The sequence below is a fragment of the Kribbella sp. NPDC050459 genome, assembly GCF_040655315.1.
In the GTDB taxonomy this organism is placed as follows: domain Bacteria; phylum Actinomycetota; class Actinomycetes; order Propionibacteriales; family Kribbellaceae; genus Kribbella.
On sequence record NZ_JBFAJQ010000013.1, the window covers coordinates 169,035 to 193,285 of the forward strand.

The window sequence follows — 24,251 nt, forward strand, 5'->3', positions numbered from 1 at the left end:
TTAGCGGACGACTGGAGCCTGCAGGCTGCCGTAGCGCTCCATGCGCTGCCAACGGAGTCTGGTGCCGGCCAGTGCGGTGAAGACCGACTGGATGACGACCAGGTACATCAGCTGCCGGTAGACGAACTGCTGAAGTGGCAGCGTCCACAGCGGCCCAGCTCGCTCTCCGTCCAGGCGGAACGCGTAGAAGCCCATCGCCAACTGCAGCAGCACGAACCCGGCCCAGACCGACAGGACGCGAACCGGGTCGAGGAAGATCAGGCCGTAGATCGCGAACACGTCCACAACCGGTGCCAGCAGCGGCAGCAGGACCTGGAAGAGCATCAGGTACGTCAGCCCGCGGCGGCCGAACTTACCGGCGCGGCCGCGCTGCACCATCGCCCCGCGGTGCTTCCACATCGCCTGGAGCGTCCCGTAACACCAGCGGTACCGCTGCCGCCACAGTGCGCCCAGTGACGCCGGCGCCTCGGTCCACGCCACGGCGCTCTCCTCGAAGACAACCCGCCACCCGTCCCGGCACAGCGCCATCGTCAGGTCGGTGTCCTCCGCCAGCGTCACGTCGCTCAGGCCGCCGATCCGCTCCAGCGCCGTACGGCGGAACGCGCCGACGGCACCCGGCACGGTCGGCATGCACTCGGCCAGGTCGAACAGCCGGCGGTCAAGGTTGAAGCCGATCACGTACTCGATGTGCTGCCAGCGGCCGAGCAGCCCGCGGCGGTTGCCCACCTTGGCGTTGCCGGACACCGCGCCGACGGCAGGGTGCCCGAAGGGCTGGATCAGCTTGCGCACGGCGTCCGGCTCGAACACGGTGTCGCCGTCGACCATCACGATCAGCTCGAACTGTGCCGCGCGCAGTCCGGTGTTGAGCGCGACCGGCTTACCGGCGTTGGCCTGCCGGATCACGCGGACCCGGGGGATCCCCAGCCGCTCGACGAGATCCGCCGTACCGTCGGTCGAACCGTCGTCGACGACGATCACCTCGAGCGGATGGTCCGACGCCACCAACGAGCGGATCGCGGCCTCGATGCCGGCGCTCTCGTTGTACGCCGGGACGATGACGCTGACCGGCTCCGTGACCGGCGGGCCGTAGGTCCAGTTCCGCATCCGCGCGTGCCGCCGGGCGGCGATCACGGTGGTGATGGCGCGCAGCACGCTCAGCGCGCCGGCGGCGTACAACAGCCAGCCGATCACGGCCAGCACGCCGTCGCTGATCCGCATCGCCCCGATCACCGCGAGACCCCGTCCACGATCCAGCAGACTCGCCTTGCGGGTCGGGTCCGGCAGGCCGACCGAGTCGCTGACGGTGGCGAACCGGAAGCCACGCGCCTTCAGGCGCGGCAGCAGCTTGTCCAAGGCCTCGACGGTCTGCGTACGGTCGCCGCCGGCGTCGTGCATCAGCAGCACCTGTCCGGCCGTGCTCCGCGGCATCGAGTTGGCGATGACCTGCTGGGTTCCGGGCTTCCGCCAGTCCTCACTGTCCTGACTGCTCAGCACGGCCAGGTAGCCGGCCTTGCGGGCCTGCTGGAGCGCCTCCCAGTCGCGATTGCTCAGCGCGTCCGGCTCGGAGGAGTACGGCGGTCTGAGCAGCGTCGTACTGACACCGGTGGCGCCGGCGAGGACGAGCTGGCTCTGCCGGAGCTCGAGTGAACGCCGCCACCCGGACGCGGTCGACAGGTTGGCGTGGGTGAAGGTGTGCACCGCGATCTGGTGCCCTTCGGCGACGATCCGGCGGGCCAGGTCAGGGTGCGCTGCGACCTCGGTACCGACCACGAAGAAGGTGGCGTGCACCTGCTGCTTGCGGAGCACGTCCAGGATCTTCGGAGTCCAGACCGGGTCCGGCCCGTCGTCGAAGGTGAGCGCGATGGTGCGTGCTTTCGGTGCCACCGACCGGGGTGTGCCGTCGCCCGCGTCGATGACCGGTCCGCCGTTGACGATCTGTTTCGGCACCGCTCCGGAGGGACCGCTCGACCGGACCGCGCCGTCGGCTTCCGTTCCATACATGTGGTGCGTATAGCCGTTCAGCAGCAGCATGCCGGCCAGGCAGACCAGCAACATCGTCAGGACGATCCAGTGCGTCCGGAGCGGCACCTGCTTGGCCCGCCGCGCGGCCGGTCGGCTCACGGGGCGGCCGGCGCCCTCGTCTTACCGGGCGGTGCGGTCGGCTTGTTGCCGTGCGTCGTGGTCGCCGTCGGCGCCGCGGTCGGTGACTTGGTCCGGCCCGGCTGGGTGCTCGTCACGGTCGTCGGAGCCGTGGTCGGTACGGCGGTCACGGGCGGCGACGTCACCGACGGACTGCCGGTCGGGACCGTGGCGGGGCCCGAGGTCGGCGTGCTGGTCGGCGCCGCGGGGGTGGTTGTGGCTCGCGGCGTACGGCTGTCCCCGGTCGTCGGCCGCGGCGTCTCGAGCGCGATCTCGGCCGGCGGCGCGGTCGGCCGGTGCTCGGGCTTCGCGGCTTCGGGGAGGGGGATCAGCGGGGTGTCCATCCGCGGTCCGCCCAGCAAACTACTCACCATGAGCAGGAGGTAACCGACGGTAGGTACGGCGAGGAACACGCCTGCTCTTCGGATACTGCGACGGCGACGCCCGGTCGAGTCCAGAAAGACTGGCCGCCGAGGGGAAGGCGGTCTCACAAGCGCGAGAGCTTAGCCGAACCGAGCGGAATTTGGGATGTTGGGGGTCTTGCGGCGGAGTGCAAGCCCTTACCGGGTGAATTCTCGACACCGAAACACCCCGCCGTGCGCTGACCGGGGGCCGGGGTGGCTACTGTCGTCAGGTGCAGAAATGGCCTGGTCGTCCTTACCCTCTCGGCGCCACCTACGACGGTGCCGGGACGAACTTCGCGGTGTTCTCGGAGGTCGCCGATCGCGTCGACCTCTCGCTGGTCGGTGACGACGGGGCCGAGCAACTGGTGCAGCTGACCGAGGTGGACGGATTCGTCTGGCACGCGTACCTGCCGGGAGTGCAGCCGGGGCAGCGGTACGGCTTCCGGGTGCACGGGCCGTACAACCCCGCCGAGGGGCACCGGTGCAACCCGTCGAAGCTGCTGCTGGACCCGTACGCGAAGGCGATCGACGGGCAGATCGACGGCGACGAGTCGCTGTTCAGCTACCGGTTCGCCGAGCCCGACGAGCTGAACACGATGGACAACCGCGAGCACACGATGCTGTCGGTGGTGACCAACCCGTTCTTCGACTGGGGCAACGACCGCCCGCCGGGCCACGCCTACCACGAGACCGTGATCTACGAGGCGCACGTCAAGGGCCTCACCAAGACCCATCCGGGCCTGCCGGAGAACATCCGCGGCACCTACGCCGGCATCGGGCACCCGGCGATCGTCGAGCACCTCAAGGAGCTCGGGGTGTCCGCGATCGAGCTGATGCCGGTGCACCAGTTCGCCCAGGACGGCCATCTGCAGGAGCTCGGCCTGTCGAACTACTGGGGCTACAACACGATCGGATTCTTCGCGCCGCACAACGCTTACTCGTCGACCGGCACCCGCGGTCAGCAGGTGACCGAGTTCAAGGCGATGGTGAAGGCCCTGCACGAGGCCGACATCGAGGTGATCCTCGACGTCGTCTACAACCACACCGCCGAGGGGAACGAGTTCGGCCCGACGCTGTCGTTCAAGGGCATCGACAACGCGGCGTACTACCGGCTGGTGGACGAGGACAGGCGGCACTACTACGACACCACCGGCACCGGCAACAGCCTGCTGATGCGGCACCCGCACGTGCTGCAGCTGATCATGGACTCGCTGCGCTACTGGGTCACCGAGATGCACGTCGACGGCTTCCGCTTCGACCTGGCGGCCACCCTGGCCCGGCAGTTCCACGAGGTCGACCGGCTGTCGGCGTTCTTCGACCTGGTCCAGCAGGACCCGGTGGTGAGCCAGGTGAAGCTGATCGCCGAGCCGTGGGACGTCGGCGACGGCGGGTACCAGGTGGGCAACTTCCCGCCGCTGTGGACGGAGTGGAACGGCAAGTACCGCGACCAGGTCCGGGACTACTGGCGGGGCGAGAAGTACGCCCTGGCCGAGTTCGCCTCCCGGCTGACCGGTTCCTCCGACCTGTACCAGGACGACAGCCGCCGGCCGCTGGCGAGCATCAACTTCATCACCGCCCACGACGGCTTCACGCTGCGCGACCTGGTCTCGTACAACGAGAAGCACAACGAGGCGAACGGCGAGGGCGGCAAGGACGGCGAGAGCTTCAACCGCTCCTGGAACTGCGGTGCCGAGGGCCCGACCGACGACCCCGAGGTGCTGCGGCTGCGGGCCAAGCAGGAGCGCAACTTCCTCACCACGCTGCTGATCTCGCAGGGCGTGCCGATGATCGCCCACGGCGACGAGCTCGGCCGGACGCAGCGCGGCAACAACAACGTCTACTGCCAGGACAACGAGACCTCCTGGATCGACTGGGAGCTGGACGAGCCGCAGAAGCACCTGCTCGAGTTCACCCGGTCGCTGCTCACGTTGCGCAACAACCACCCGGTGCTGCGCCGGCGCCGGTTCTTCCACGGCGACACCGGGATCGACGGGCTCGGCGACCTGGTCTGGTTCACGCCGAACGGCACCGAGATGCAGAACGGCGACTGGCAGCGCGACGACGCCCGGGCGATCGCGGTGTTCCTGAACGGCGACGCGATCTCCGAGCCGGACCCGCGCGGCGAGCCGGTGGTCGACGACTCGTTCCTGGTGCTGCTGAACGGGAACTTCGAGCCGGTCGACTTCCTGCTGCCGCCGGAGGAGTACGGCGAGCACTGGACGGTCGCCGTCGACACGACGCACCCGACCGGCGCCGGGGACGAGGACCCGCACGTCGCGAGCAGCACGGTCCAGCTCGAGGCCCGCAGCACCCTGGTCCTGACCCGTTCGAGGCAGGCCGGATGAGGGGAGTCCCGCAGGCCACCTACAGGTTCCAGCTCCGCGCCGAGTTCGGCTTCGACGACGCCGCCGCGGTGGTGCCGTACCTGGCAGGCCTCGGGATCTCCCACGCGTACCTGTCCCCGATCCTCCAGGCCGCGCCCGGTTCCACCCACGGGTACGACGTGGTGGACCACAGCCGGCTGTCCGAGCCGATGGGCGGCCGGCCGGCGTTCGACCGGTTGTCGGCGCGGCTGGCCGAGCACCGCCTGGGCGCCGTCGCGGACGTCGTACCGAACCACGTCGCCGTACCGACGCCGGAGAGCCTCAACGCGGCGCTCTGGTCGGTGCTGCGACTGGGGCCCGGCTCGCCGTACGCGGACTGGTTCGACGTGGACTGGGGCGCCGGCAACCAGCCGCTGCTGATGGCGGTGCTGGGTCAGCGGATCGGCAAGGTGCTCGCGGACGGTGAGCTGTCTGTGGAGGGCGACGTACTGCGGTACTACGAGCACGAGTACCCGCTGCGGCCCGGGACCGAAGAGCTGCCGCTGGCGGAGCTCGTCACCGAGCAGTGGTACCGCCTCGCGCACTGGCGGGTCGCTGACGAGGAGTTGAACTACCGGCGGTTCTTCGACGTCGACACGCTCGCTGCTGTACGGCAGGAGACCAAGGAGGTCTTCGACGCGACCCACGAGCTCCTGCTCGCGCTGCTGCACGAAGGAAAGCTCAACGGCTTCCGGATCGACCACCCTGACGGTCTGGCGGACCCGCGCGGCTACCTGCGTCGACTGGCCGAGCGCACCGGCGGTGCCTGGGTCGTGGTGGAGAAGATCCTGGAAGGCGACGAGCAGCTGCCCCGCGACTGGCCGTGCGCCGGCACGACCGGGTACGACGCTCTGCTGCGCGTCGGCGGCCTGTTCGTCGACCCCGCTGGTGCTGCACCGCTCGCAGCCCTGCACTCCGAGCTCACCGGTGCACCGGCCGACTTCGGACCCGTGGTCGAGGAGGCGAAGCGCGAGATCGTCCAGCACGGCCAGTACGCCGAAGTGCATCGCCTGGTCGAGCTGCTCGCGCGGATCTGCCAGGACGACGTGCGGCTGCGTGACCACACCAGGCGGGCGTTCCACGAGGTCGTCGTGGAGCTGCTGGTCCACTTCGACGTCTACCGCGCGTACGTCGTACCGGGAGAAGAGCCGGAGCCCGAGGCCGTGGCCGCGGTCGAGCGGGCGGCGGAGAGAGCGCGGGCGAACCTGGACGAGGACCGCCAGGCCACCCTGGACGTCGTGTTGCACCTCTTGCTCGGACGAGAGACGAGCACTGTCGACGAGCAGGCGCGGGCCGAGCTGATCGTGCGGTTCCAGCAGACGTGCGGGCCGGTGATGGCCAAGGGGGTCGAGGACACCGCGTTCTACCGGTGGCTGCGGCTCACGTCGCTCAACGAGGTCGGTGGCGACCCGGGGCACTTCGGTGTGACGCCGGAAGAGTTCCACGCGTACGCGTCCCAGTTGAACCGGGACTGGCCGAAGACGATGACCACGCTGTCCACCCACGACACCAAGCGGTCCGAGGACGTCCGCGCGCGCCTCGGCGTACTGTCCGAGCAGCCCGCCGTCTGGTCGGAGGCGGTCCACGAGTGGCGCAGGCTGTCGGAAGAGCACCGCAGTCCACTGCTGGACGGCAGCACGGAGTACCTGTTCTGGCAGACGCTGTTCGGCACCTGGGCCGACGGACCGCTCGCTGAGGACCGCATGCAGGGCTATCTGCTGAAGGCGATCCGTGAGGCCAAGCGGCACACTTCGTGGACCTCGCCGGACGACGAGTACGAACAGGCCGTCGCTGCCTTCGCGACGGCGGTCCTCGACGACGAGACCGTGCTCGATGCGGTACGCCGCTTCGCTGACGAGCAGACCGGCTACGTACGAGCTGCCACGCTCGGCCAGAAGCTGGTGCAGCTGACGATGCCCGGCGTACCCGACGTGTATCAGGGCACCGAGCTGGTCGATCTGTCCCTTGTGGACCCCGACAACCGGCGCCCGGTGGACTACACGGAGCGCATCGAGCGGCTGCAGCGGCTGGACGACGGCGGCAAGCCGGAAGACCTGTCCGACGAGAAGCTGCTTGTCACGTCGCGGGCGCTCCGCATCCGCCGGCAGTACCCCGAGGCCTTCGCGGGCAGCTATGCACCGCTCCCGACCTCCAACGGGCACGCGGTCGCGTTCGCCCGTGGCGACGCCGTCATCACCGTGGCGACCAGACTGCCGGCCGCGCTGCAGCGGCTGGGCGGCTGGGGCGACAGCACCGTCGTGCTGCCGAGTGGCCAGTGGAAGAACGTGTTGACCGGCCGTGAAGTGGGCACCGGGGCTGCCCGGATCGGCGATCTGCTCGCGGACCTCCCGGTCGCCCTCCTGGTCAGGAGCTGACAGCCATGCACACGTTCCGCGTCTGGGTGCCAGAGGCAACCAATGTGGACCTGGTACTGCGGGACGGTGTGCTGCCGATGCGCTTCGCCGAGGGCGGCTGGTGGGAGCGGCAGGTGGCCGAGGCGCACCACGGCACCGACTATGCGTACTCCGTCGACGGCAGCGACCCGCTCCCCGACCCGCGTAGCCCGTGGCAGCCGGACGGCGTCCACGGGTTCAGCCGGGTCTTCGAGGCGGACCGCTTCGAATGGAGCGACGACAGCTGGACGGGCCGCGACGTACGAGGCGCTGTCTTTTACGAGCTGCACCTGGGCACGTTCACGCTCGAAGGCACGCTGGACGCAGCCACCGAGCACCTGGACTACCTGGCCGTGCTCGGGGTCGATGTGGTCTCGCTGCTGCCGGTCGCCGCGTTCCCCGGCGTACACGGCTGGGGATACGACGGTGTGGACCTCTACGCGGTGCACGCGCCGTACGGCGGCCCGGAAGCCCTGCAGCGGTTCGTGGACCGCTGCCACGACGCCGGGCTGGCTGTGTGCCTCGACGTCGTCTACAACCACCTCGGTCCGAGCGGGAACTACCTGTCCAGCTTCGGTCCGTACTTCACCACCAGGCACTCCACGCCGTGGGGCCCCGCGGTCAACCTGGACGACGCCGGTAGCGCAGAGGTACGACGGTGGATCTGCGACAACGCCCTGCGCTGGTTCCGCGACTTCCACATCGACGTACTGCGGCTGGACGCCGTCCACGCGCTGGTCGACGACAGCCCGACGCACCTGCTCCAGCAGCTGTCGACCGAGACCGCCGAGCTGGCCAAGGATCTCGGGCGGCCGCTGGGGCTGGTGGCCGAGTCGGACCTGAACGATCCGCGCACAGTCGAGCCGGTGTCCACGGGCGGCATGGGGATGACCGCCCAGTGGAGCGACGACTTCCACCACGCACTGCACTCCCTGCTGACCCGTGAACGGTTCGGGTACTACGTGGACTTCGGGGACCCGGCGGTGTTCGCGAAGACGCTGACGCGGGTGTTCCTGCACGACGGGAGCTATTCGACATTCCGCGGCAAGGACTGGGGACGTCCGGTCGATCCGCGCAGCCACCGCGGCGGCGAGTTCCTCGCCTACACGTCGAACCACGACCAGATCGGCAACCGGGCGCTCGGCGACCGGCCCAACCTGACCCCGGGGCAGCTCGCGATCGGCGCCGCGCTGGTGCTGACCTCGCCGTACACGCCGATGCTGTTCATGGGTGAGGAGTGGGGCGCCTCGACGCCGTGGCGGTTCTTCACGGACTTCTCCGACGACACCGAACCCGGCCTGGCGGACGCGGTCCGGACCGGCCGGCGGCACGAGTTCGCCGAGTTCGGCTGGGACGCGGACGAGATCCCGGACCCGCAGGACCCGCAGACCTGGCGCAGCTCGGTGCTCGACTGGTCCGAGCCGGACGAGGCGCCGCACCGCGAGCTGCTCGCCTGGTACCGGCACCTGCTCACCTTCCGGTCCCGGATGCCCGAGCTCCGCGACGACCGGCTCGCGTCCGTGGGGGTCGCGTTCGACGCCGCCGGCGCCTGGCTGGTGGTGTCCCGCGGCAGCCTGCGCGTGGTGGCGAATCTCGGTGGTGCGGACGCGGTCGTGCCGCTCGCGGAGCTCCCCAAGTACCTCGTGATGTCGTTCGCCGGCGGGGACCTGACTACCGGCGGGGTTTGGTTGCCTGGTCACGGCGTCGCGATCGTGGCCGTCTGAGACTTTCCAAAGGGTCACGTTTGTAGGCCATTCCAACAGAACGCGCCGTTCGAGTGTGTTGATCCGTGGTGATTTCCGGAATCGCTTGTCTGCCGGGGTGGTCGTGGCGGACTGTTGATGGGCCAGCAGGGGACGGGGGGTTTTGAGGGAGGACCGGATGACAGTCGGAGGCGTCGACACCTACTACGACTACGAAGAAAAGCAGTGGAAGAGCCGGAAGCTGGGTGGCGGCCCGATCCGTCGCGGCCCGGTCTGCCCGGCACCACGCACCCCGGACCATGCGGTGCGCGAATCCACCGTCCACGAGCGTCGTGCGGCCGTTCGCGACGTACCGAAGCACACGCTCAACTGACGCGCACCGGTGGCAGGGCCCGCCAGACCAGGCCACCGACCTGACCACAGCGGCTGTCGTCCGACGGCCGCTGTGGCATGCCCGGACCAGCCGCAGTCACGGTTGCGCGCGCCGGGGCAGCGAGCGGCGTGGCTTCCGGGTCGCATAGAGTGACGGTTGTCCCGACAGGAAGGATCCGGGTGATGGCCGACGCAGACGATCAGGTGACGCAGAGCGCGCCGTACCCGGGCTTCGACACGACCAAGCCGAGTATCGCCCGGACGTACGACTACCTGCTCGGCGGCAAGGACAACTTCGCGGTGGATCGCGCGTTCGGCGACCGGTTCATCAACGAACTTCCCGGCTCCCGGGTGATCGCGTACGACAACCGCGGCGCCCTGATCCGCGCGGTCCGCGAGATCGTCACCACGACGCCGGTCCGCCAGTTCATCGACCTCGGCAGCGGGCTGCCGACCGCCGACAACGTGCACCAGGTCGCCCAGCGGTACGAGCCGGACGCGAAGGTGGTGTACGTCGACAACGACCCGATCGTGCTCGCGCACGGTCGCGCGCTGCTCGCCGAGAACAACAACACCACGGTCATCCAGGCCGACCTGCGGGAGCCGAAGGCGATCCTCGAGCACCCGGACACGGTGCGCCTGATCGACTTCTCCGAGCCGGTCGGCGTGATCTTCAGCGCCACCCTGCACCATGTCAACGACGACGAGGACCCGGCCGGCATCGTCCGCTTCTGGAAGGACCGGATCGCCTCCGGCAGCCACCTGTTCATCAGCCACTTCCGCAGCGAGAACGACCCCCGCAGCCAGGAGCTCGAGCAAGTCCTGCAAGGCTCGCTCGGCCGCGGCCGCTGGCGCACCGACGACCAGATCCTCGCCCTCTTCGGCGACGACTTCACCGTGCTCGCCCCCGGCCTGGTTCCCGCCTGCCGATGGCGCAACCCCAGCGAGCCCGACGACCTCACCGACTACCAGCGCCTGATCGCCGCCGTCCTCGCCGTCAAGAACTGACCTGTTCCCTGGCGAGGAACGCGAACCGGGCGGTCTTGGTCGAGCCGTCCGGCTGGACGATCTCCGCCTCCACGCCGAGGGTGAATCCGCTGCGCTGGAACCGCTCGATCGCGCGGGTGTTCCGGACGTCGGGTTCGACCACGATCCGCGGGTGTCCCAGGTGCTCGAAGACGAAGCGGGCGAGCGTGCCGACCATCTGACCGGTGAACCCGGCGCGGGCGTCCCCGGGCGCGATCAACAGATGGACGCCGAGGTCACCGGGCTCGACGGTGTACGCCGCGCCGGCGGGATCCGCCTGCGGGTCGTACGTCTGCAGCAGCGCGACCGGTACGCCGTCCAGCCGGACGACGTACACGTGATGCGTCGGCACCGAGTCCAGGAAGCGGTACGTCGCCTCGATCTCGTCGCGTGACAGCGCGCCCATGCCCCAGTACGTCGCCCGCTCGGCCGTCACCCACCCGTGGATCAGGTCCAGATCGCGCGCCGGATCCGCCTCCTCGATCCGCACCGTCCCGAACCCGTCGACGGCCGCCGAGTACGTGCGATCCTCCCGGACCGCCGGACCCTCCGCGGGGACCAGCGCACCGCGCAACCACGACGCCAACTGGTCGTGGTGGTGCGGATCGCCGAGGACGCCGGACGCGCCGAGCGGCACGATCCACCGGCTGGCGGAGCGATCGGCGAGGTCCCACGCGTACCGGGCGGCGGAGGCGCGGATGCAGACGTCCGTCAGCCCGGGCAGGCTCGACGTCGACATCACGCAGTGGTGGTCGCCGGACAGGCCGAGGTCCAGCGGCGTCTCGTTCGCCGCGAACACCGGACCGCGCAGCGCGTGCAGCGGTGCGAGCTGATGCGTCTCGGCCCACGGCGGGCGCGGGCTGTTGGCGGCGACCTCTTCCAGTGCCTCGCGGGCCAGCCAGCGCACGTCGACGTTCGGCAGCAGGTCGGTGCTGAGGAGGTTCTCGAGCGCGTACGAGACGTGGGTGAGCGGGTCCATCCACGGCGTGAAGACCGCGGCGACGTCGGCGTTCTCGAGCATCGTGAAGTGGTCGGTGAGGCGGGAGACGAGCGCCTTGCGGACCGCGGCGTACGACGAGGCCGTCGTGCTCGTGGCGTCCATCCGGCGGTCCCACGCGAACAGTTCGGTGCGGAGGGCAACTGCTTGCGGGGACAGGTCGCCGAGACCGGTCAGCAGGTCGAGCAGGGAGCCGGCCGAGCCCAGGTAGGTGTCCTGGTGGATGCCCGGCATGCCGTCGACCGTCCAGTCGTCGCGGGCTTCGACGAGGTCGCGGATCCGGTCGGCGCGGTGCGGCGCGGCGAACTCGACCCCGAGCGGCGTCGCGAGCCCGCGGGCGTTTGCCATTACCGCCGGCCCGTCCACCGCTGCCCGCGCCATCTCGTGCCAGCCGTCCCAGCCGTACGTCGCATCCCAGGCCGGCACGACCCGCAGCATGTTCGCCCGCTCGCGCCGCGGCACCACGCCGGCGGTCCGATGCAGCAGCCCACCCGCGGTGTCGGCCGCCAGCACGACGTTGACCGGCTCGACCCACTCGTCGAACGCGGCGTCCACGTCACCCACGCTGGTTGCCCGCAGCAACCGACGCATCACCTGGAACCCGAGCCGTCCGGTGACCCGCGGCGGGTAGCGCAACGAGACCGATCCAGTGCCTTCCGGGCCTTCCGCGCCTTCCGGGCCTTCCGGGCCGTGCGTGATGATCGGACCGCGGTCGGTCTCGATCACCTCGACCTCGACGGGCGCTGCACCGGCGACCTCCACCACCTCGGTGTGGAAGGACGCCGGTCGCCAGCCGTCCGGCCCCAAGGCCTCCACTCCTGACCCGGTCCGGCGCAGTTGTTCGGCGTACAGGTCCTGGTAGTCGGCCATGGCGTTGGTGATGGACCAGGCGACCGACCCGGTGTGGCCGAAGTGCGCGAGCCCGGGGATGCCGGGAACGGCGAGCCCGAGGACGTCGTACTCCGGGCAGGTCAGCCGGATCTGCTGATACACGCCGGGGTTCTCGATGAAGCGATGCGGATCGCCCGCCACGATCGCCTGACCGCTCGCGGTGTGCGACCCCGGGATCAGCCACCCGTTGCTGCCGGCCCCGTGCGGTCCCTCCGACGAGAACAGCTCCAAGGACGCTTCCCCGAGCTGGGCCGCGACATGAGTGCGCCACAGCTTGGAAGGGAAGCCGGCGAACAGGATGTGCACCGCCAGCCAGATCCCCAGCGGCGTCCACGGCTCCCACTCCTGCAGCGTCAGCCCGGTCTCCGCGAATTCAGGCGCGCGTGCCGCCCCGCCCGGCAGCGCGTGGTTCACGCCCTCGACGTACGCCGTGACCCACTCGCGCGTTTCGTCGTCGAGCGACTCGAAGCACCGCCGCGCCGTGTCCGCGAGCCGCGCCTGGCGGGCGAACACGTCCCACGCCGCCGCCTCGGCCCCGAGGAACGCGGCGCTCGTCCCGAGGTACCGCCGCCGCTCCAGCTCGATCTGCCAGGCCCGGTCCCGCGCGGCGTTCACGCCTTGCAGGTAGACCAACGCGAGCGGATCGCCGGCCTGCAGGTGCGGTACGCCGTACGTGTCCCGGAACACCCTCGCGTTCACAAACAGCCCCCACTTCAGTCAGGTTAGGCTGCACTAACTTACTCGGCAGCAATCGTTCCGGACAATCGCGATTCTCGCTGGAGGTCCATCGTGAGGCATGGCTGGGAAGGCGTGGTGCTCAAGCTGTTCCGGGCGAAGGACTTCACCTTCACCGTGACCGGCGCCGAGCATGTCACCGAGCGGTACCGCCGGGTGCACTTCACCGACGGCAACCTCCGGGCCGTCCCGCGGCCGCAGCTGGTCGAGCAGGTGAAGGCCGGGGCGTAACCTGGCGGCTGTGATCACGCCGCTCGACGTCACCGACCGCACGCTCGCCGAGCGACTGCTCACGATCCAGCACGCCGCGTACGCCGTGGAGGCCGAGCTGATCGGCTTCGACGGCATCCCGCCGCTGCGGGAGGACCTCGACGGCCTGATGTCGTCGACCGAACACTGGCTCGGCCGGTACGAGGGCACGCTGCTGGTCGGCGCGATCGCCTACGAACTGTCCGACGACACCGTGGAGATCGACCGGCTGGTTGTCGACCCCGCACACGCCCGCCGCGGCCACGGCCGGGCCCTCCTCGACCACCTCGACCGGGTCGCACCGCGACCGGTCAGCCTGGTCTCGACGGGCTCGGCCAACACCCCGGCCGTCGCCCTCTACACGTCCCGCGGCTACGCCGCCGTCGCCGAGCTGGAAGTTGCTCCCGGCATCAGCATCACCCAGTTCCGCCGCGAGTCCTGACCTGCTCGAACCCGTAGTACAGCGCCAGCAGGAACACGATCAGCAGGGTCACCTGGGCGGACACGAACGAGATGCCGATGCAGGCTCCGTAGACGACCGTGCCCATCGAGTAGCGCAGCAGCGACTTGCGGACCTCCGCCTTGGACATGTCGTGGTCGACCAGGTGGTTGCGCAGGACGTACCACCAGATCAGGCTGAACGCGATCGCCGCCAGCGTCAGGTTCGTGCTGTAGACGGCGGCCGCGACGTGCGCGTTGCTCGACTCGTCCTCGAGATGCTCCGCGAACAGGCTGGTCGGGAACGGCAGCAGCGTCGCCCACAGCAGCAGGAGCAGGTTGAGGAACATCAGCCCGCGGTCCGCGCGCCGGATCTGGCGGAACATCGAGTGGTGGTTGACCCACATGATGCCGAGGATCGCGAAGCTGGTCAGGTACGCCGCGAACTGCGGCCATTCGTGCAGCAGCGCCGGCCACAACCGCTCACCCTCCTCGAGCTCGGGACTGTGCAGTTCGAGGACGAGGAGGGTGATCGCGATCGCGAAGACGCCGTCACTGAAGGCTTCGAGACGATTCGTCTCGGCAAGGTCGGACTGAGGGCTCACGCGCCACAGTCTGAACCAATCAAGCCAGAGAAAGCGCTGTCCAGCTGATCGCCGGTAGCGTAATCGTCAGCTTGCCGTCGGCGAGCCGGGCGCCCTCGAACGGCTGGGCCGTGACGCGGTCGGGGTGCGCCGCCGAGTTGGTCGCGAGCGGGTCGGCGTCGTGCACGATCACGGCCTCGTCGAGCGAGGTGACACCCGCCCGGGTGAGGTCGACGGTGACCTCGACCGGGCCCTCGGACGAGCGGTTCACCGCGAACAGCGCGATCTTGCCGTCGTCGTAGGTCGCGACCGCGTCGACCGCGGGTACGTCGCCGTACTTCGCCGTGGACACCAGCGGCGAGTCGGTCTCGATCCGGAGCACCTGGCCGGCCGCCAGCCGCGAGGTGATCGCGAACGGGTGGAACGTGGGCTGCCGCCAGGCCGCGCCGCCGGGCTCGGTCATGATCGGCGCGATCACGTTCGCGAGCTGCGCGAGGCACGCCACCCCGACCCGGTCGCTGTGCCGCAGCAGCGAGATCAGCAGGTTGCCGAGCACCACCGCGTCGGTGACGTTGTACTCGTCCTCGATCCGCCGCGGCGCCACCTCCCACGCCTCGCCCGGTCCGTCGGTGCGGCGGGAGCGGTCGCCGTACCAGACGTTCCACTCGTCGAAGGAGATGCCGATCTTCTTGCTGCTCTTGAGTTCCGCTCCGACGTGGTCCGCGGTCGCGACCACGGAGTCGATGAAGTGGTCCATGTTCACCGCGGACGCCAGGAACGACGCGGTGTCGCCGTCGTCGTTGCCGTAGTACGCGTGGCAGGAGATGTACTCGACGAACTCGTACGTCTCCCGCAGCACGTCGCGCTCCCAGGTGCCGAACAGCGGCATCCGCGACGACGACGAGCCGCAGGCGACGAGCTCGAGGTCCTTGTCGATCATCCGCATCGCCCGCGCGGTCTCCGCCGCGAGCCGTCCGTACTCCGTCGGCGTCTTGTGCCCGACCTGCCACGGGCCGTCGAGCTCGTTGCCGAGGCACCAGAGCCTGATCCCGTACGGCGCCGCGCCGTGCTGCTCGCGCAGATCGGACAGCGCCGTACCGCCGGGGTGGTTCGCGTACTCGAGCAGGTCGAGCGCCTCCTGGACGCCGCGGGTCCCGAGGTTGATCGCCATCATCGGCTCGACGCCGGCCTTGGCGCACCAGCGGCTGAACTCGTCCAGACCGAACTCGTTGGTCTCGACACTGTGCCAGGCGAGGTCGAGGCGCCGCGGCCGCTCCGCGCGCGGGCCGACGCTGTCCTCCCAGCGGAAACCGGAAACGAAGTTTCCGCCGGGATAGCGGACCACGGAAACTCCGAGCTCGCGGGTCAGTTCCAGGACGTCCTTGCGGAAACCGTCCTCGTCCGCGGTCGCATGGCCGGGCTCGTAGATGCCGGTGTAGACACACCGGCCCATGTGCTCGACGAAGGTTCCGAAGGTCCGGCGGTTCACGGGCGCGATCGTGAACGCGGGATCGATGGTCAGATGGGCAGTGGGCACCAGGTGGCTCCTGTCGTGGTGATTCGATATGACCGGGGCGGTGGGGTGGGAGATGCAAGGGCAGAGCAGCGGCTAGCCCTTGATCCCCGCGTCGCCGACACCGCGGACGACGTGGCGCTGGAACAAGGCGTAGACGATCAGCAGAGGAAGACCGCCCAGCACGGCCGAGGCCATGATCTGGGCGTAGCGCAGGCCGTACGAGCCCTGCACGTTGGCCAGGCCGACCGGGATCGTCATCATTGACGGGTCGGTGGTCACGATGAAGGGCCAGAGGAAGTTGTTCCAGGCCCCGATGAACGTGAAGATGCCGACCGCGACCAGGATCGGCCGCGACATCGGGACCATCACGCTCCACACGATCCGCCACCGGGACGCGCCGTCGACCCGGGCGGCGTCCTCGTAGTCGCGGGAGATGCCGTCGAAGAACTTCTTCAGCACGAACACCATCACCGGCGCGACCACCTGCGGCAGCACGATGCCCCAGTAGGTGTCGACCAGGCCGAGGCCGGTCATCTCCTGGAACAGCGGCACGATCAGCACCTGCGGCGGTACCAGGATGCCGGCGATGATCAGCCCGAACAGCACCCGCCGCCCGGGGAACGTGGTCCGCGAGAAGCCGTACGCCGCGAGCACCGAGACGACCAGCGTCAGCGCGGTCACGAGCACCGAGACGACCGTACTGTTCAGGAACCAGCGGAGCAGGTCGCCCTGCTCGATCACGCTCCGGTAAGCCCCGGTGGTAGGTGCCTCCGGCAACCAGGTGATCGGTGCCCGAGTCGTCTCCGGTTCCGGTTTGAGCGAGGTGTCGAGGGCCCAGAGCAAGGGAATCAGCCAGATCACTGCGAGGATTACTGCACCGACGGCGCTCGCGGCCTTCGGGAAGGTCCATTGCTGCCTGCGGCGCGGTGTTCTGGTTGCTACTGGCAACGTTGTGGTCGTCATGCGTCCTCCCCTCGGCCGGAGAACAGTTTGAACTGCGCCACCGCGACGATCACGATGACCGCGAAGAACAGGTACGAGATCGCGGACGCGTAGCCGATCCGGTAGCTGGTGAAGCCGGACTCGTAGATGTACTGGATGATCGGCCGGGTCGCGTAGTTCGGTCCGCCGTTGGTCATCAGGTAGATCTGGTCGAAGATCTTCAGCGACGCCACGAGTTGCAGGACGATGATCAGGCCGGTGGTCCGGCTGAGCAACGGCAGCGTGATCCGGAACAGTTGCTGCCGCCCGTTCGCCCCGTCGATCGCGGCCGCCTCGTAGACCTGGGCGGGAATCCCTTGCAGCGCGGCCAGGTAGAGCAGGAAGTTGAACCCGACCGTCCACCAGACGGTCGTGATCACCACCGCAAGCATCGCCCGGTTCTCGGTGTTCAGCCAGTCGATCTCGGCGAATCCGCCGGCCGTCAGCAGGCCGTTCACCAGGCCGAACCCGGGCTGGTAGATCCACACCCAGATCAGCGTTACGACCGTGGCGGGCAGCACGAACGGAGCGAAGTACGCGAAGCGCAACAGCCAGCCCAGCACGCCGCGCCGGTTGGCCAGCAGGGCCATGACGAGCGCGATGATCACCAGCGGCGGCGTGCTCATCGCGGTGAAGACGAGGGTGTTCTTCAGTGACGACCAGACGGCGGGGTCACCGAACAGGTCCCGCCAGTTCTGCAGGCCGAGGAACTCGTGCTTGACGCCGGCCAGACTGGTGTTGAAGAAGCTGTTCCACAGGCCGGAAACGATCGGCCAGAGCATGAACAGCGCGAACAGCAGCAGGAACGGCGCGACGAAGAACAGCCCGCCCCAGCGTTCTTTCCACGGCTGCCCGGTCTCCGGTTTCGCCGCGGCCGGCGGCGTACCGGTGGTGAGGCGTGAGGGTGTCTCTACGGCCATGACCGACCTCCTTAGACCGGTGACGGGGTGTCGAGGAGCTTCTGGGTTGCGGCCTTGAACTGCGCGAGCGCGGCCTTCGGCGTCGCCTGACCGGAGAACACGCCGCTGAACGCCGCGGCGGCCTCGTTCTGCAGTTGCGCACCGGACCCGCTGAACCACGCGTCCGGGTCGAACAGCACGTCCGGCGCCACGCTGCGGTACTCCGCCTGCGGCTTGAGGTCCAGGTACTCCTGGCTCTTCGCCACCGGCTGGTACGCCGGGATGTGACCGCCGGCCGCCCAGTCGGCGCTGTGCTTGAGCATCCAGGCGATGTACTCGACGGTGGCCTTGGTGTCGGCCTTGTTCCGGTTGCTCTGGTGCGGCAGCACGAACGTGTGCGCGTCACCGGCGAACTTCGGCACGTCGTACACGACCGGGAACGGCGCCATGCTGAACGGCATCTTCGCGGTCTGGTACGTCGTCACCTCCCACTCACCGTTGAAGCTCAGCCCGGCGTCGCCGTTGCTGAACTGGGCGACCAGGGCCGAGTAGTTGGACGACCGCGGCGTGAGGCCGTCGGCGGCGAGTTTGGCCATCAGGTTCAGGGCTTCCAGCGCCTTGGCGTCGTCGAGGATCAGCCGGGTGCCGGTGTCGTCGAAGAACTTGCCCTCGAGCTGTCCGTACAACGTCCACCAGAGCCGCCACGGGTTCGTGGTCTCGACCGACGCGGCGAACTTGCCGGTCACGTCCTTGACCGCCTTCAGCATCTCGAGGAACGCGTCGACGCCCTTGACGGTCTTGATGCGGCCATCCGCCTCGAGCAGCCCGGCCTTCTGGCAGATCTCGGTGTTGTAGTAGAGCACGAACGGGTGCGTGTCGAGCGGTACGGCGTACAACTTGCCGTCCACGACGGCGCGGTTCCACGACGTCGGGAGGAAGTCGGACTCGGTGACACCCGCGTCGGCGAGCAGCTCGACCGGGATCGGGTCGAGCATCGTGGTCGGGCTGAACCCCTTGAGCCGGGACAGGTGCAGGGTCGCCACCTCGGGCGCCCGGCCGCCGGCCGCGGACATCGCGAGCTTCGTGTAGAACGGCGGGCCCCAGGCGAGCGTGTGGGCCTCGAACGCGACGTCCGGGTGCTCGGCGACGTACTGCTGGTGGATCTGCAGCAGGCGGGCACCGTCGCCGCCGCCGAACAGGTTCCACTCGCGGACCTTGGGTTTGCCGCGGAGGGTGCCGCAACCGGTCAGAGCGAGGGCGCCGAGCAGGCCACCAAGTACTGCTCGACGCCCGGGACGGAAGGGAGGGGAGTCTGGGCGCATCTGTCCTCCAGGCGGAGTGGAGCACGGATCTACACCGATGTACTACATCGGTGTAGAAAGGATGCCCGGGCGCTCCCGGACCGTCAAGGCCTCAGCTTGCGCCGAGGGTGGATTCGCGGGTGTGGAGCACGTACGGCGAGACGATCTCGCGGTGCTCGGAGACGTCGCCGGCCATCCGCTCGACCAGCAGGTCGACGGCGGTCCGGGCGATGTGCACACGGTCCGGGTCGACCGTGGTCAGGGTCGGGCTGCTGTAACTGGCCTCGTCGATGTTGTCGAAGCCCGCCACCGCCACGTCGTCCGGGAGTCGCACGCCGCGGGCGGCCAGTGCTCGGATCGCGCCGAGCGCGAGGGTGTCGTTCAGGGCGAAGACGGCGTCGAAGTCGTGCCCGAGGGTGAGCAGCTCCGCCACCGCGTCGGCGCCGCTCGATCGGTGCCATTTCCCGCCTGAGACCGCCAGTTTTTCCGGGACGGCGACGCCGTACTCCTGCAGCGTCTCGGCGTACGCGCCGTACCGGATCGCCGCGGTGCCGACCAGTTCGCCGGGGCGGATACCGATCACCGCGATCTTGCGCCGGCCCTGGTCGAGCAGATGCCGGACGACGGCCTTCGTACCGTCGATGTTGTCGATCATCACGTGGTCGACCGGTCCGTGGAAGATCCGCTCGCCGAGCAGCACCATCGGCGTGTGCGTGCGCAGTTGGTCGACGTCCTCGGGGCCGAGTCCGAGCGGGCTGTAGAGCAGACCGTCGACGAGGTGGCCACGGGGCCGGGCGAGCGCGGTGAGCTCCCGCTCCCGGTCGGCGCCGGTGGTCTCGATCATCACCGTCAGGCCGTGTTCGCCGGCGGCGGCGATCGCGGCGTCGGCGAGCTCCGCGAAGTACGGGTTGCTGAGCTCGGGGACCGCGAGCGCGATCACGCCGGTCCGGCCGGACTTCAGGTTCCGCGCCGACAGGTTCATCCGGTAGCCGAGGGCATCGATCGCCGCGAGCACCTTGGTCCGGGTCTCTTCGCGGATGTACGGATACCCGTTCATCACGTTCGAGACCGTCTTCGGGGACACGCCCGCCTCGCGCGCGACGTCGCGCATCGTCACCGCCATGGCGTCATCCCCGTCATGGGCAGCCACGGTAGTGCACGGTGCATGGGGCGGTCAGTCGGCGGCGGGTGCGTCGTGGGGCGGGCGCCGCGGCGGGTTGGGCTGCGGGCCGGCCGACCGGCTGCCCGGGTGCTCCGGGATGTCGGGCTCGTCGCCGCTCAGCTCGACGCCCTCCTCGCGGAGCGTGTCCTCCACGGCCGGATCCAGCTCGTGACCCGGATGCGGCAGGCCCGGCCTGTCGAAGCTCATGGCGCCCTCCCTGACAATTGTCGCTGCCACCAGCGTACGGCCAGTTGAAAAAGGAACAGCAAGAAAAGAAGAGATTCAGAGTCGTGCTCTGCGTGCATGAACCGAGCTGATCGGCGTGTTTCCGGCCACTACTCCAAATCTCTTCTTCTTCGTTCTTCTCTCAGCGGTCGGGGAGGGGGCGGCGGCGTTGCGTGGGGTCGGTGAGGGATTGGGGTTGCCAGGCGGCGTCGGCGCGGTAGAGGTCGGTGCCGGGTGGGGTGATCTCGTCGATGCGGTCGAGGGTCTTGTCGTCGAGGGTCAGGTCGGCGGCTTTGAGCAGGCCTTCCAGTTGCTCCATCGTGCGGGGGCCGGCGATGACCGACGTGACCGCGGGATGCGTCGTGACGAAGGCCATCGCCAGCTCCGGCAGCGACACACCGATGCCGTCGGCGACCTCGACCAGCTGTTCGACCGCGTCGTACTTCGCCGCGTTCGCGGGCAGTGCCGGGTCGAACCGGTCGGGGGTGAGCGCGGCGCGTGCGGACAGGTCGAGCGGCTGGTTCTTGCGGATCTTCCCGGACAGGAACCCGAAGGCGAGCGGGCTGTAGGTCAGCACGCCCATGCCCAGCCGCCGGCAGGTCGGCAGGATCGAGCGCTCGATACCGCGCGCCATCATCGAGTACGGCGGCTGGTTCGACCGGAACCGCCCGTACCCGCGCCGATCGGACACGTGGTACGCCTCGACGATGTCCTCCGCGGGAAACGCCGAGCACCCGAACGCGCGGATCTTGCCCGCGCTGACCAGGTCACTCAGCACCCACAACGTCTCCTCGATGTCGGTGGTGTGGTCCGGCCGGTGGATCTGGTACAGGTCGATCCAGTCGGTGCCGAGCCGGCGCAGGCTGTCCTCGACCGCGCGCGTGATCCAGCGCCGCGAGTTGCCGCTGCGGTTGCGGCCCTCGCCGAGCGGGAAATGCACCTTGGTCGCGAGCACGACGTCGTCGCGGCGGCCCTTGAGCGCCTTGCCGACGATGGTCTCGGACTCGCCCGCGGAGTACATGTCCGCGGTGTCGACGAAGTTGATCCCCTGGTCCAGTGCGTGGTGGACGATCCGGACGCAGTCGTCGTGATCGGGGTTGCCGACCGCGCCGAACATCATCGCCCCGAGACAGTGCGTACTGACCTCGATCCCGGTTCCACCCAACGTGCGATACCGCATCTGTGCAGCTCCTTTGTTCGCTGCCCGAACGCTAGAAGCTAGAGCGCTGTCTAAGTCAAGTCCGGCCTAGGGTGGGGCGTATGGACATCGCAGCGCTGTGGGATCCCGAGCCGGGTTGGCTGAACACCGCGTCGTACGGCTTGCCGCCGAAGCCCGCCTGGGAGGCGTTGCAGGTGGCGCTGTCCGACTGGCGGGTGGGTGCGACGAGCTGGGAGCCGTGGGACGAGTCGACGACACGGTCCCGTACGGCGTTCGCGCGGCTGGTCGGGGCGGACCCGGCGGACGTGTTCGTCGGCAGCACGGTGTCCGCGGCGCTGGCGCCGATCGCGGCCGCGTTGCCGGACGGTGCGAAGGTGTTGACCGACGACGTCGAGTTCACGTCGAACGTGTTCCCGTGGCAGGTGCACGCCGACCGCGGCGTCGAGGTGATCGCCGTACCGGGGGACGAGCTGGTCGCGGCGATCACGCCGGGCATCGACCTGGTCGCGGTCAGCGCGGTGCAGTCGTCGACCGGCGTGGTCCTGGACCTGCCCGCAGTAGTTGCCGCCAGCAAGCAGATCGGCGCGCTCGTGGTGCTCGACGCGACCCAGGCCGTCGGCTGGCATCCGATCACGGTCGAGGGTGTCGACGCGCTGGTCGTGCACGCCTACAAGTGGTTGATGTCGCCGCGGGGCGCCACCCTCGGGTACCTGTCCCCACGGTTGCAGGAACGCTGCCGGCCGTCCGCGGCGGGCTGGTACGCCGGACGTGACGTCCACGGCTCGTACTACGGGCCGGTGATGGAGCTCGCGCCCGGCGCCCGGCGGTTCGACCAGTCGCCGGCCTGGTTCAGCTTCGTCGGCGCGGCGCAGGCGCTCGAGCTGGTCGAGCAGATCGGCGTCGACGCGATCAACCGGCACAACCTCGCGCTGGCGAACGAGTTCCGCGCCGGGCTGGGCCTCGAGGCGTCGAACAGCGCCATCGTCAGCACCAGCCTGCCCGGCGCCCAGGAGGCCTTCGCGGCGGCCGGTATCCGCGCCGCCGTCCGCGACGGCCGGCTGCGCGCGTCGTTCCACATCTACACGACGCGTGCCGACGTACAGCAGGCGCTCTCCGCACTGAAGCCGTTGATCTAGATCGGAGCTATGGTGCGGGCATGGGCGGATTGAGTATCGGGCAGGTGGCGGAGCGGACCGGGTTGAGTGTGCACGCACTGCGGTTCTACGAGCGGGAGGGCCTGCTCGCGGATCCGGTACGACGGGAGTCGAACGGGCGCCGCGTCTACTCCGAGGACGACGTCGACTGGCTGACCATGTGCATCAAGTTCCGCTCGTCCGGGATGCCGCTCGACACGATCCGCAAGTACACGGAGCTGGTCCGGCAGGGATCGGGCAACGAGGCGGACCGGCTGGCCCTGCTGAAGAGCCATCAGGACCATGTCCGCACGCAGATCGAGGAACTCAACGAGTGCCTCAACGTCATCACCTGGAAAGTCGACATCTACCAGCAGCACGTGGACGCCGGCACCGCGGACTGCCTGTGGGTGACACCGTCGGCACAGGCGGCCAGCGAAGCGTCCTGAGCACTCAGGCTACGAGCAGACGGAGCCCGAGATCGGCCGCGTCGAGGCCGACGAGCTCGCTGTTGCGCTCAGCCCACCGGCCGGAGGCCAGGTCGTCCTCGAGGCGCCGTACCGCCCGCTGCTCGGCCTCCGGCCCCACTCTCGTCCACACCGACATCGCGCGGCGGACGCGGTTCTCCAGGTAGGCCTCCGGCCGCCGCCAGTACGCCTCGAACAGCCCGTCGGCGCAGTCCCACGGAACGGGCACCGGCTCGGCGCGGGCGCCGATCGCGTCGCCCATGCCGGCGATCGAGGGGAAGCCTTCGAGCACGGACGCGAACTCGGGCAGGTAGTCCCGGGTGAGCCAGAACCGGTCCTGCCAGCCGGGCTCGTCGGTGTCGAACGTGAACACCACGACGCGCCGCGCCACCCGGCGCAGCTCGCGCAGCCCCGTGATCGGATCCGCCCAGTGGTGCACGGTCGAGACGGCCATCGCGACGTCGAACGAGTCGTCGTCGAACGGCAGGCTCTCCGCGGCGGCCGCCACGCACGGCGCCGAGCCGGCCGGCCGCTGCGCGCGCATGACGGCCGACGGCTCGACCGCGGTCACGTCGCGATCGGGCGGCTCGTAGGATCCCGTGCCCGCGCCAACGTTCAGCACCGTCTGCGCGTCCCCGAGCGCCTGCCAGATCCGCGCGGCGATCCGCGGTTCGGTACGCCGGGTCGCCGGGTAGGCGCCGCCGATCACGTCGTACAGCTGCGCACCGAGCACTTCCAGTTGTTCCTCCGGTGTCACCGTCAGTCCCTTCGCCCGCGTCTCGAGTTCCCTGTCGATCGCCCGCACCATGGCGTCGGCACGATCACGCCGCTCGACGAGCAACCCGCGCAGTTGGCGCAGGCGCGCGACGGCGTCCGTGGACGGGTCGCCGACCAGTTCGCCGACCTCCCGCAGCCCGAAGCCCAGCCGTCGATAGGCGAGGACTTCTCGCAGTCGCTCGACGTCGGCCGCCGAGTAGGCCCGGTACCCGGCGGCCGTTCGCGCCGACGGCCGAACGAGCCCGATGTCGTCGTAGTGATGCAGCGTGCGGACGCTCACGCCGGCCAGGTCGGCGACGCGTCCCACGGTCCAGTGATCGTCCACGGGACCGACTAT

At 69.4% G+C, this 24,251-nt stretch carries 21 protein-coding genes; 9 read left to right on the forward strand and 12 right to left on the reverse strand.

Annotated elements, in window-relative coordinates; all coding sequences use genetic code 11:
* Together AB0I12_RS33300 and AB0I12_RS33305 are read right to left on the reverse strand one after the other, a co-directional pair.
* Entirely contained in the window at positions 1-2,121 is a 2,121-nt protein-coding gene (locus AB0I12_RS33300) for a bifunctional polysaccharide deacetylase/glycosyltransferase family 2 protein (protein ID WP_359937272.1), read from the reverse strand.
* Complete coding sequence (locus AB0I12_RS33305) at positions 2,118-2,513, reverse strand: hypothetical protein (protein ID WP_359937275.1); 396 nt, start codon at positions 2,511-2,513, stop codon at positions 2,118-2,120. The genes AB0I12_RS33300 and AB0I12_RS33305 overlap by 4 nt, the downstream gene beginning before the upstream one ends.
* A gap of 260 nt (positions 2,514-2,773) precedes the next feature.
* On the opposite strand from AB0I12_RS33305, the gene glgX reads away from it, so the two are divergent.
* The 5 genes from glgX (at position 2,774) to AB0I12_RS33330 (ending at position 10,382) form a co-directional block, all read left to right on the forward strand.
* Positions 2,774-4,888 carry a glycogen debranching protein GlgX gene (glgX, locus tag AB0I12_RS33310; protein WP_359937278.1) on the forward strand — a complete coding sequence of 705 codons (2,115 nt, stop codon included), beginning with the start codon at positions 2,774-2,776 and terminating at the stop codon, positions 4,886-4,888.
* Positions 4,885-7,281: a malto-oligosyltrehalose synthase gene (treY, locus tag AB0I12_RS33315; protein WP_359937281.1), complete on the forward strand. Its 2,397-nt coding sequence runs from the start codon at positions 4,885-4,887 to the stop codon at positions 7,279-7,281. Before glgX ends, treY begins: the two co-directional genes overlap by 4 nt.
* 5 nt (positions 7,282-7,286) lie before the next feature.
* Positions 7,287-9,023, forward strand: coding sequence for a malto-oligosyltrehalose trehalohydrolase (treZ, locus tag AB0I12_RS33320; RefSeq protein ID WP_359937284.1), 1,737 nt, complete (start codon positions 7,287-7,289; stop codon positions 9,021-9,023).
* Between the two features lie 157 nt (positions 9,024-9,180).
* The gene (locus AB0I12_RS33325) at positions 9,181-9,375 is read left to right on the forward strand and encodes a hypothetical protein (protein WP_355699845.1); all 195 of its coding nucleotides are present in this window, start codon (positions 9,181-9,183) and stop codon (positions 9,373-9,375) included.
* A gap of 182 nt (positions 9,376-9,557) precedes the next feature.
* Positions 9,558-10,382, forward strand: a complete 825-nt coding sequence (locus AB0I12_RS33330) for an SAM-dependent methyltransferase (RefSeq protein ID WP_359937288.1) — start codon at positions 9,558-9,560, stop codon at positions 10,380-10,382.
* On the opposite strand, the gene AB0I12_RS33335 is transcribed toward AB0I12_RS33330, so the two are convergent.
* Positions 10,372-12,987: a GNAT family N-acetyltransferase gene (locus AB0I12_RS33335; RefSeq protein WP_359937291.1), complete on the reverse strand. Its 2,616-nt coding sequence runs from the start codon at positions 12,985-12,987 to the stop codon at positions 10,372-10,374. The genes AB0I12_RS33330 and AB0I12_RS33335 overlap by 11 nt on opposite strands.
* A 90-nt stretch (positions 12,988-13,077) precedes the next feature.
* On the opposite strand from AB0I12_RS33335, the gene AB0I12_RS33340 reads away from it, so the two are divergent.
* Together AB0I12_RS33340 and AB0I12_RS33345 are read left to right on the forward strand one after the other, a co-directional pair.
* A complete protein-coding gene (locus AB0I12_RS33340) occupies positions 13,078-13,254 on the forward strand; it encodes a hypothetical protein (RefSeq protein WP_359937294.1) in 177 nt (58 codons plus the stop codon).
* Between the two features lie 10 nt (positions 13,255-13,264).
* On the forward strand, positions 13,265-13,714 hold the full coding sequence (locus AB0I12_RS33345) for a GNAT family N-acetyltransferase (RefSeq protein WP_359937297.1): 450 nt from the start codon (positions 13,265-13,267) through the stop codon (positions 13,712-13,714).
* On the opposite strand, the gene AB0I12_RS33350 is transcribed toward AB0I12_RS33345, so the two are convergent.
* From AB0I12_RS33350 to AB0I12_RS33385, 8 genes are all read right to left on the reverse strand, one after another.
* A complete protein-coding gene (locus AB0I12_RS33350) occupies positions 13,689-14,315 on the reverse strand; it encodes a TMEM175 family protein (RefSeq protein WP_359937300.1) in 627 nt (208 codons plus the stop codon). The two genes, AB0I12_RS33345 and AB0I12_RS33350, sit on opposite strands and share 26 nt — an antisense overlap.
* Before the next feature lie 19 nt (positions 14,316-14,334).
* Positions 14,335-15,831, reverse strand: a complete 1,497-nt coding sequence (locus AB0I12_RS33355) for an alpha-N-arabinofuranosidase (protein ID WP_359937303.1) — start codon at positions 15,829-15,831, stop codon at positions 14,335-14,337.
* 72 nt (positions 15,832-15,903) lie between these two features.
* Positions 15,904-16,773 (reverse strand): carbohydrate ABC transporter permease, encoded by an 870-nt coding sequence (locus tag AB0I12_RS33360; protein ID WP_359937306.1) that lies wholly within the window; start codon positions 16,771-16,773, stop codon positions 15,904-15,906.
* Positions 16,770-17,711: a sugar ABC transporter permease gene (locus tag AB0I12_RS33365; protein WP_359937309.1), complete on the reverse strand. Its 942-nt coding sequence runs from the start codon at positions 17,709-17,711 to the stop codon at positions 16,770-16,772. The genes AB0I12_RS33360 and AB0I12_RS33365 overlap by 4 nt, the downstream gene beginning before the upstream one ends.
* An 11-nt stretch (positions 17,712-17,722) precedes the next feature.
* Entirely contained in the window at positions 17,723-19,012 is a 1,290-nt protein-coding gene (locus AB0I12_RS33370) for an extracellular solute-binding protein (RefSeq protein WP_359937312.1), read from the reverse strand.
* Positions 19,013-19,103: 91 nt separating this feature from the next.
* Entirely contained in the window at positions 19,104-20,114 is a 1,011-nt protein-coding gene (locus AB0I12_RS33375) for a LacI family DNA-binding transcriptional regulator (protein ID WP_359937315.1), read from the reverse strand.
* Between the two features lie 51 nt (positions 20,115-20,165).
* A complete protein-coding gene (locus AB0I12_RS33380; protein ID WP_355699855.1) occupies positions 20,166-20,360 on the reverse strand; it encodes a hypothetical protein in 195 nt (64 codons plus the stop codon).
* A gap of 160 nt (positions 20,361-20,520) precedes the next feature.
* The gene (locus tag AB0I12_RS33385) at positions 20,521-21,558 is read right to left on the reverse strand and encodes an aldo/keto reductase (protein WP_359937318.1); all 1,038 of its coding nucleotides are present in this window, start codon (positions 21,556-21,558) and stop codon (positions 20,521-20,523) included.
* An 80-nt stretch (positions 21,559-21,638) separates the two neighbouring features.
* Here AB0I12_RS33385 and AB0I12_RS33390 point away from each other — a divergent pair, with 80 nt between their 5' ends.
* Positions 21,639-22,673, forward strand: a complete 1,035-nt coding sequence (locus AB0I12_RS33390) for an aminotransferase class V-fold PLP-dependent enzyme (RefSeq protein ID WP_359937321.1) — start codon at positions 21,639-21,641, stop codon at positions 22,671-22,673.
* Positions 22,674-22,693: 20 nt separating this feature from the next.
* The gene (locus AB0I12_RS33395) at positions 22,694-23,119 is read left to right on the forward strand and encodes a MerR family transcriptional regulator (protein WP_359937324.1); all 426 of its coding nucleotides are present in this window, start codon (positions 22,694-22,696) and stop codon (positions 23,117-23,119) included.
* A gap of 4 nt (positions 23,120-23,123) precedes the next feature.
* Here the strand turns inward: AB0I12_RS33395 and AB0I12_RS33400 are convergent, their stop codons facing one another.
* Positions 23,124-24,239: a MerR family transcriptional regulator gene (locus tag AB0I12_RS33400; protein WP_359937327.1), complete on the reverse strand. Its 1,116-nt coding sequence runs from the start codon at positions 24,237-24,239 to the stop codon at positions 23,124-23,126.
* Positions 24,240-24,251 lie beyond the last annotated feature (12 nt).

What these genes read in the sequence shown, in the direction of transcription:
- AB0I12_RS33305 (WP_359937275.1), bottom strand. Translation starts at nt 2,513, where the DNA reads ATGGTGAGTAGTTTGCTGGGCGGACCGCGGATGGACACCCCGCTGATC.
- treY (WP_359937281.1), top strand. Translation starts at nt 4,885, where the DNA reads ATGAGGGGAGTCCCGCAGGCCACCTACAGGTTCCAGCTCCGCGCCGAG.
- treZ (WP_359937284.1), top strand. Translation starts at nt 7,287, where the DNA reads ATGCACACGTTCCGCGTCTGGGTGCCAGAGGCAACCAATGTGGACCTG.
- AB0I12_RS33325 (WP_355699845.1), top strand. Translation starts at nt 9,181, where the DNA reads ATGACAGTCGGAGGCGTCGACACCTACTACGACTACGAAGAAAAGCAG.
- AB0I12_RS33330 (WP_359937288.1), top strand. Translation starts at nt 9,558, where the DNA reads ATGGCCGACGCAGACGATCAGGTGACGCAGAGCGCGCCGTACCCGGGC.
- AB0I12_RS33360 (WP_359937306.1), bottom strand. Translation starts at nt 16,773, where the DNA reads ATGACGACCACAACGTTGCCAGTAGCAACCAGAACACCGCGCCGCAGG.
- AB0I12_RS33365 (WP_359937309.1), bottom strand. Translation starts at nt 17,711, where the DNA reads ATGGCCGTAGAGACACCCTCACGCCTCACCACCGGTACGCCGCCGGCC.
- AB0I12_RS33370 (WP_359937312.1), bottom strand. Translation starts at nt 19,012, where the DNA reads ATGCGCCCAGACTCCCCTCCCTTCCGTCCCGGGCGTCGAGCAGTACTT.
- AB0I12_RS33375 (WP_359937315.1), bottom strand. Translation starts at nt 20,114, where the DNA reads ATGGCGGTGACGATGCGCGACGTCGCGCGCGAGGCGGGCGTGTCCCCG.
- AB0I12_RS33380 (WP_355699855.1), bottom strand. Translation starts at nt 20,360, where the DNA reads ATGAGCTTCGACAGGCCGGGCCTGCCGCATCCGGGTCACGAGCTGGAT.
- AB0I12_RS33385 (WP_359937318.1), bottom strand. Translation starts at nt 21,558, where the DNA reads ATGCGGTATCGCACGTTGGGTGGAACCGGGATCGAGGTCAGTACGCAC.
- AB0I12_RS33390 (WP_359937321.1), top strand. Translation starts at nt 21,639, where the DNA reads ATGGACATCGCAGCGCTGTGGGATCCCGAGCCGGGTTGGCTGAACACC.
- AB0I12_RS33395 (WP_359937324.1), top strand. Translation starts at nt 22,694, where the DNA reads ATGGGCGGATTGAGTATCGGGCAGGTGGCGGAGCGGACCGGGTTGAGT.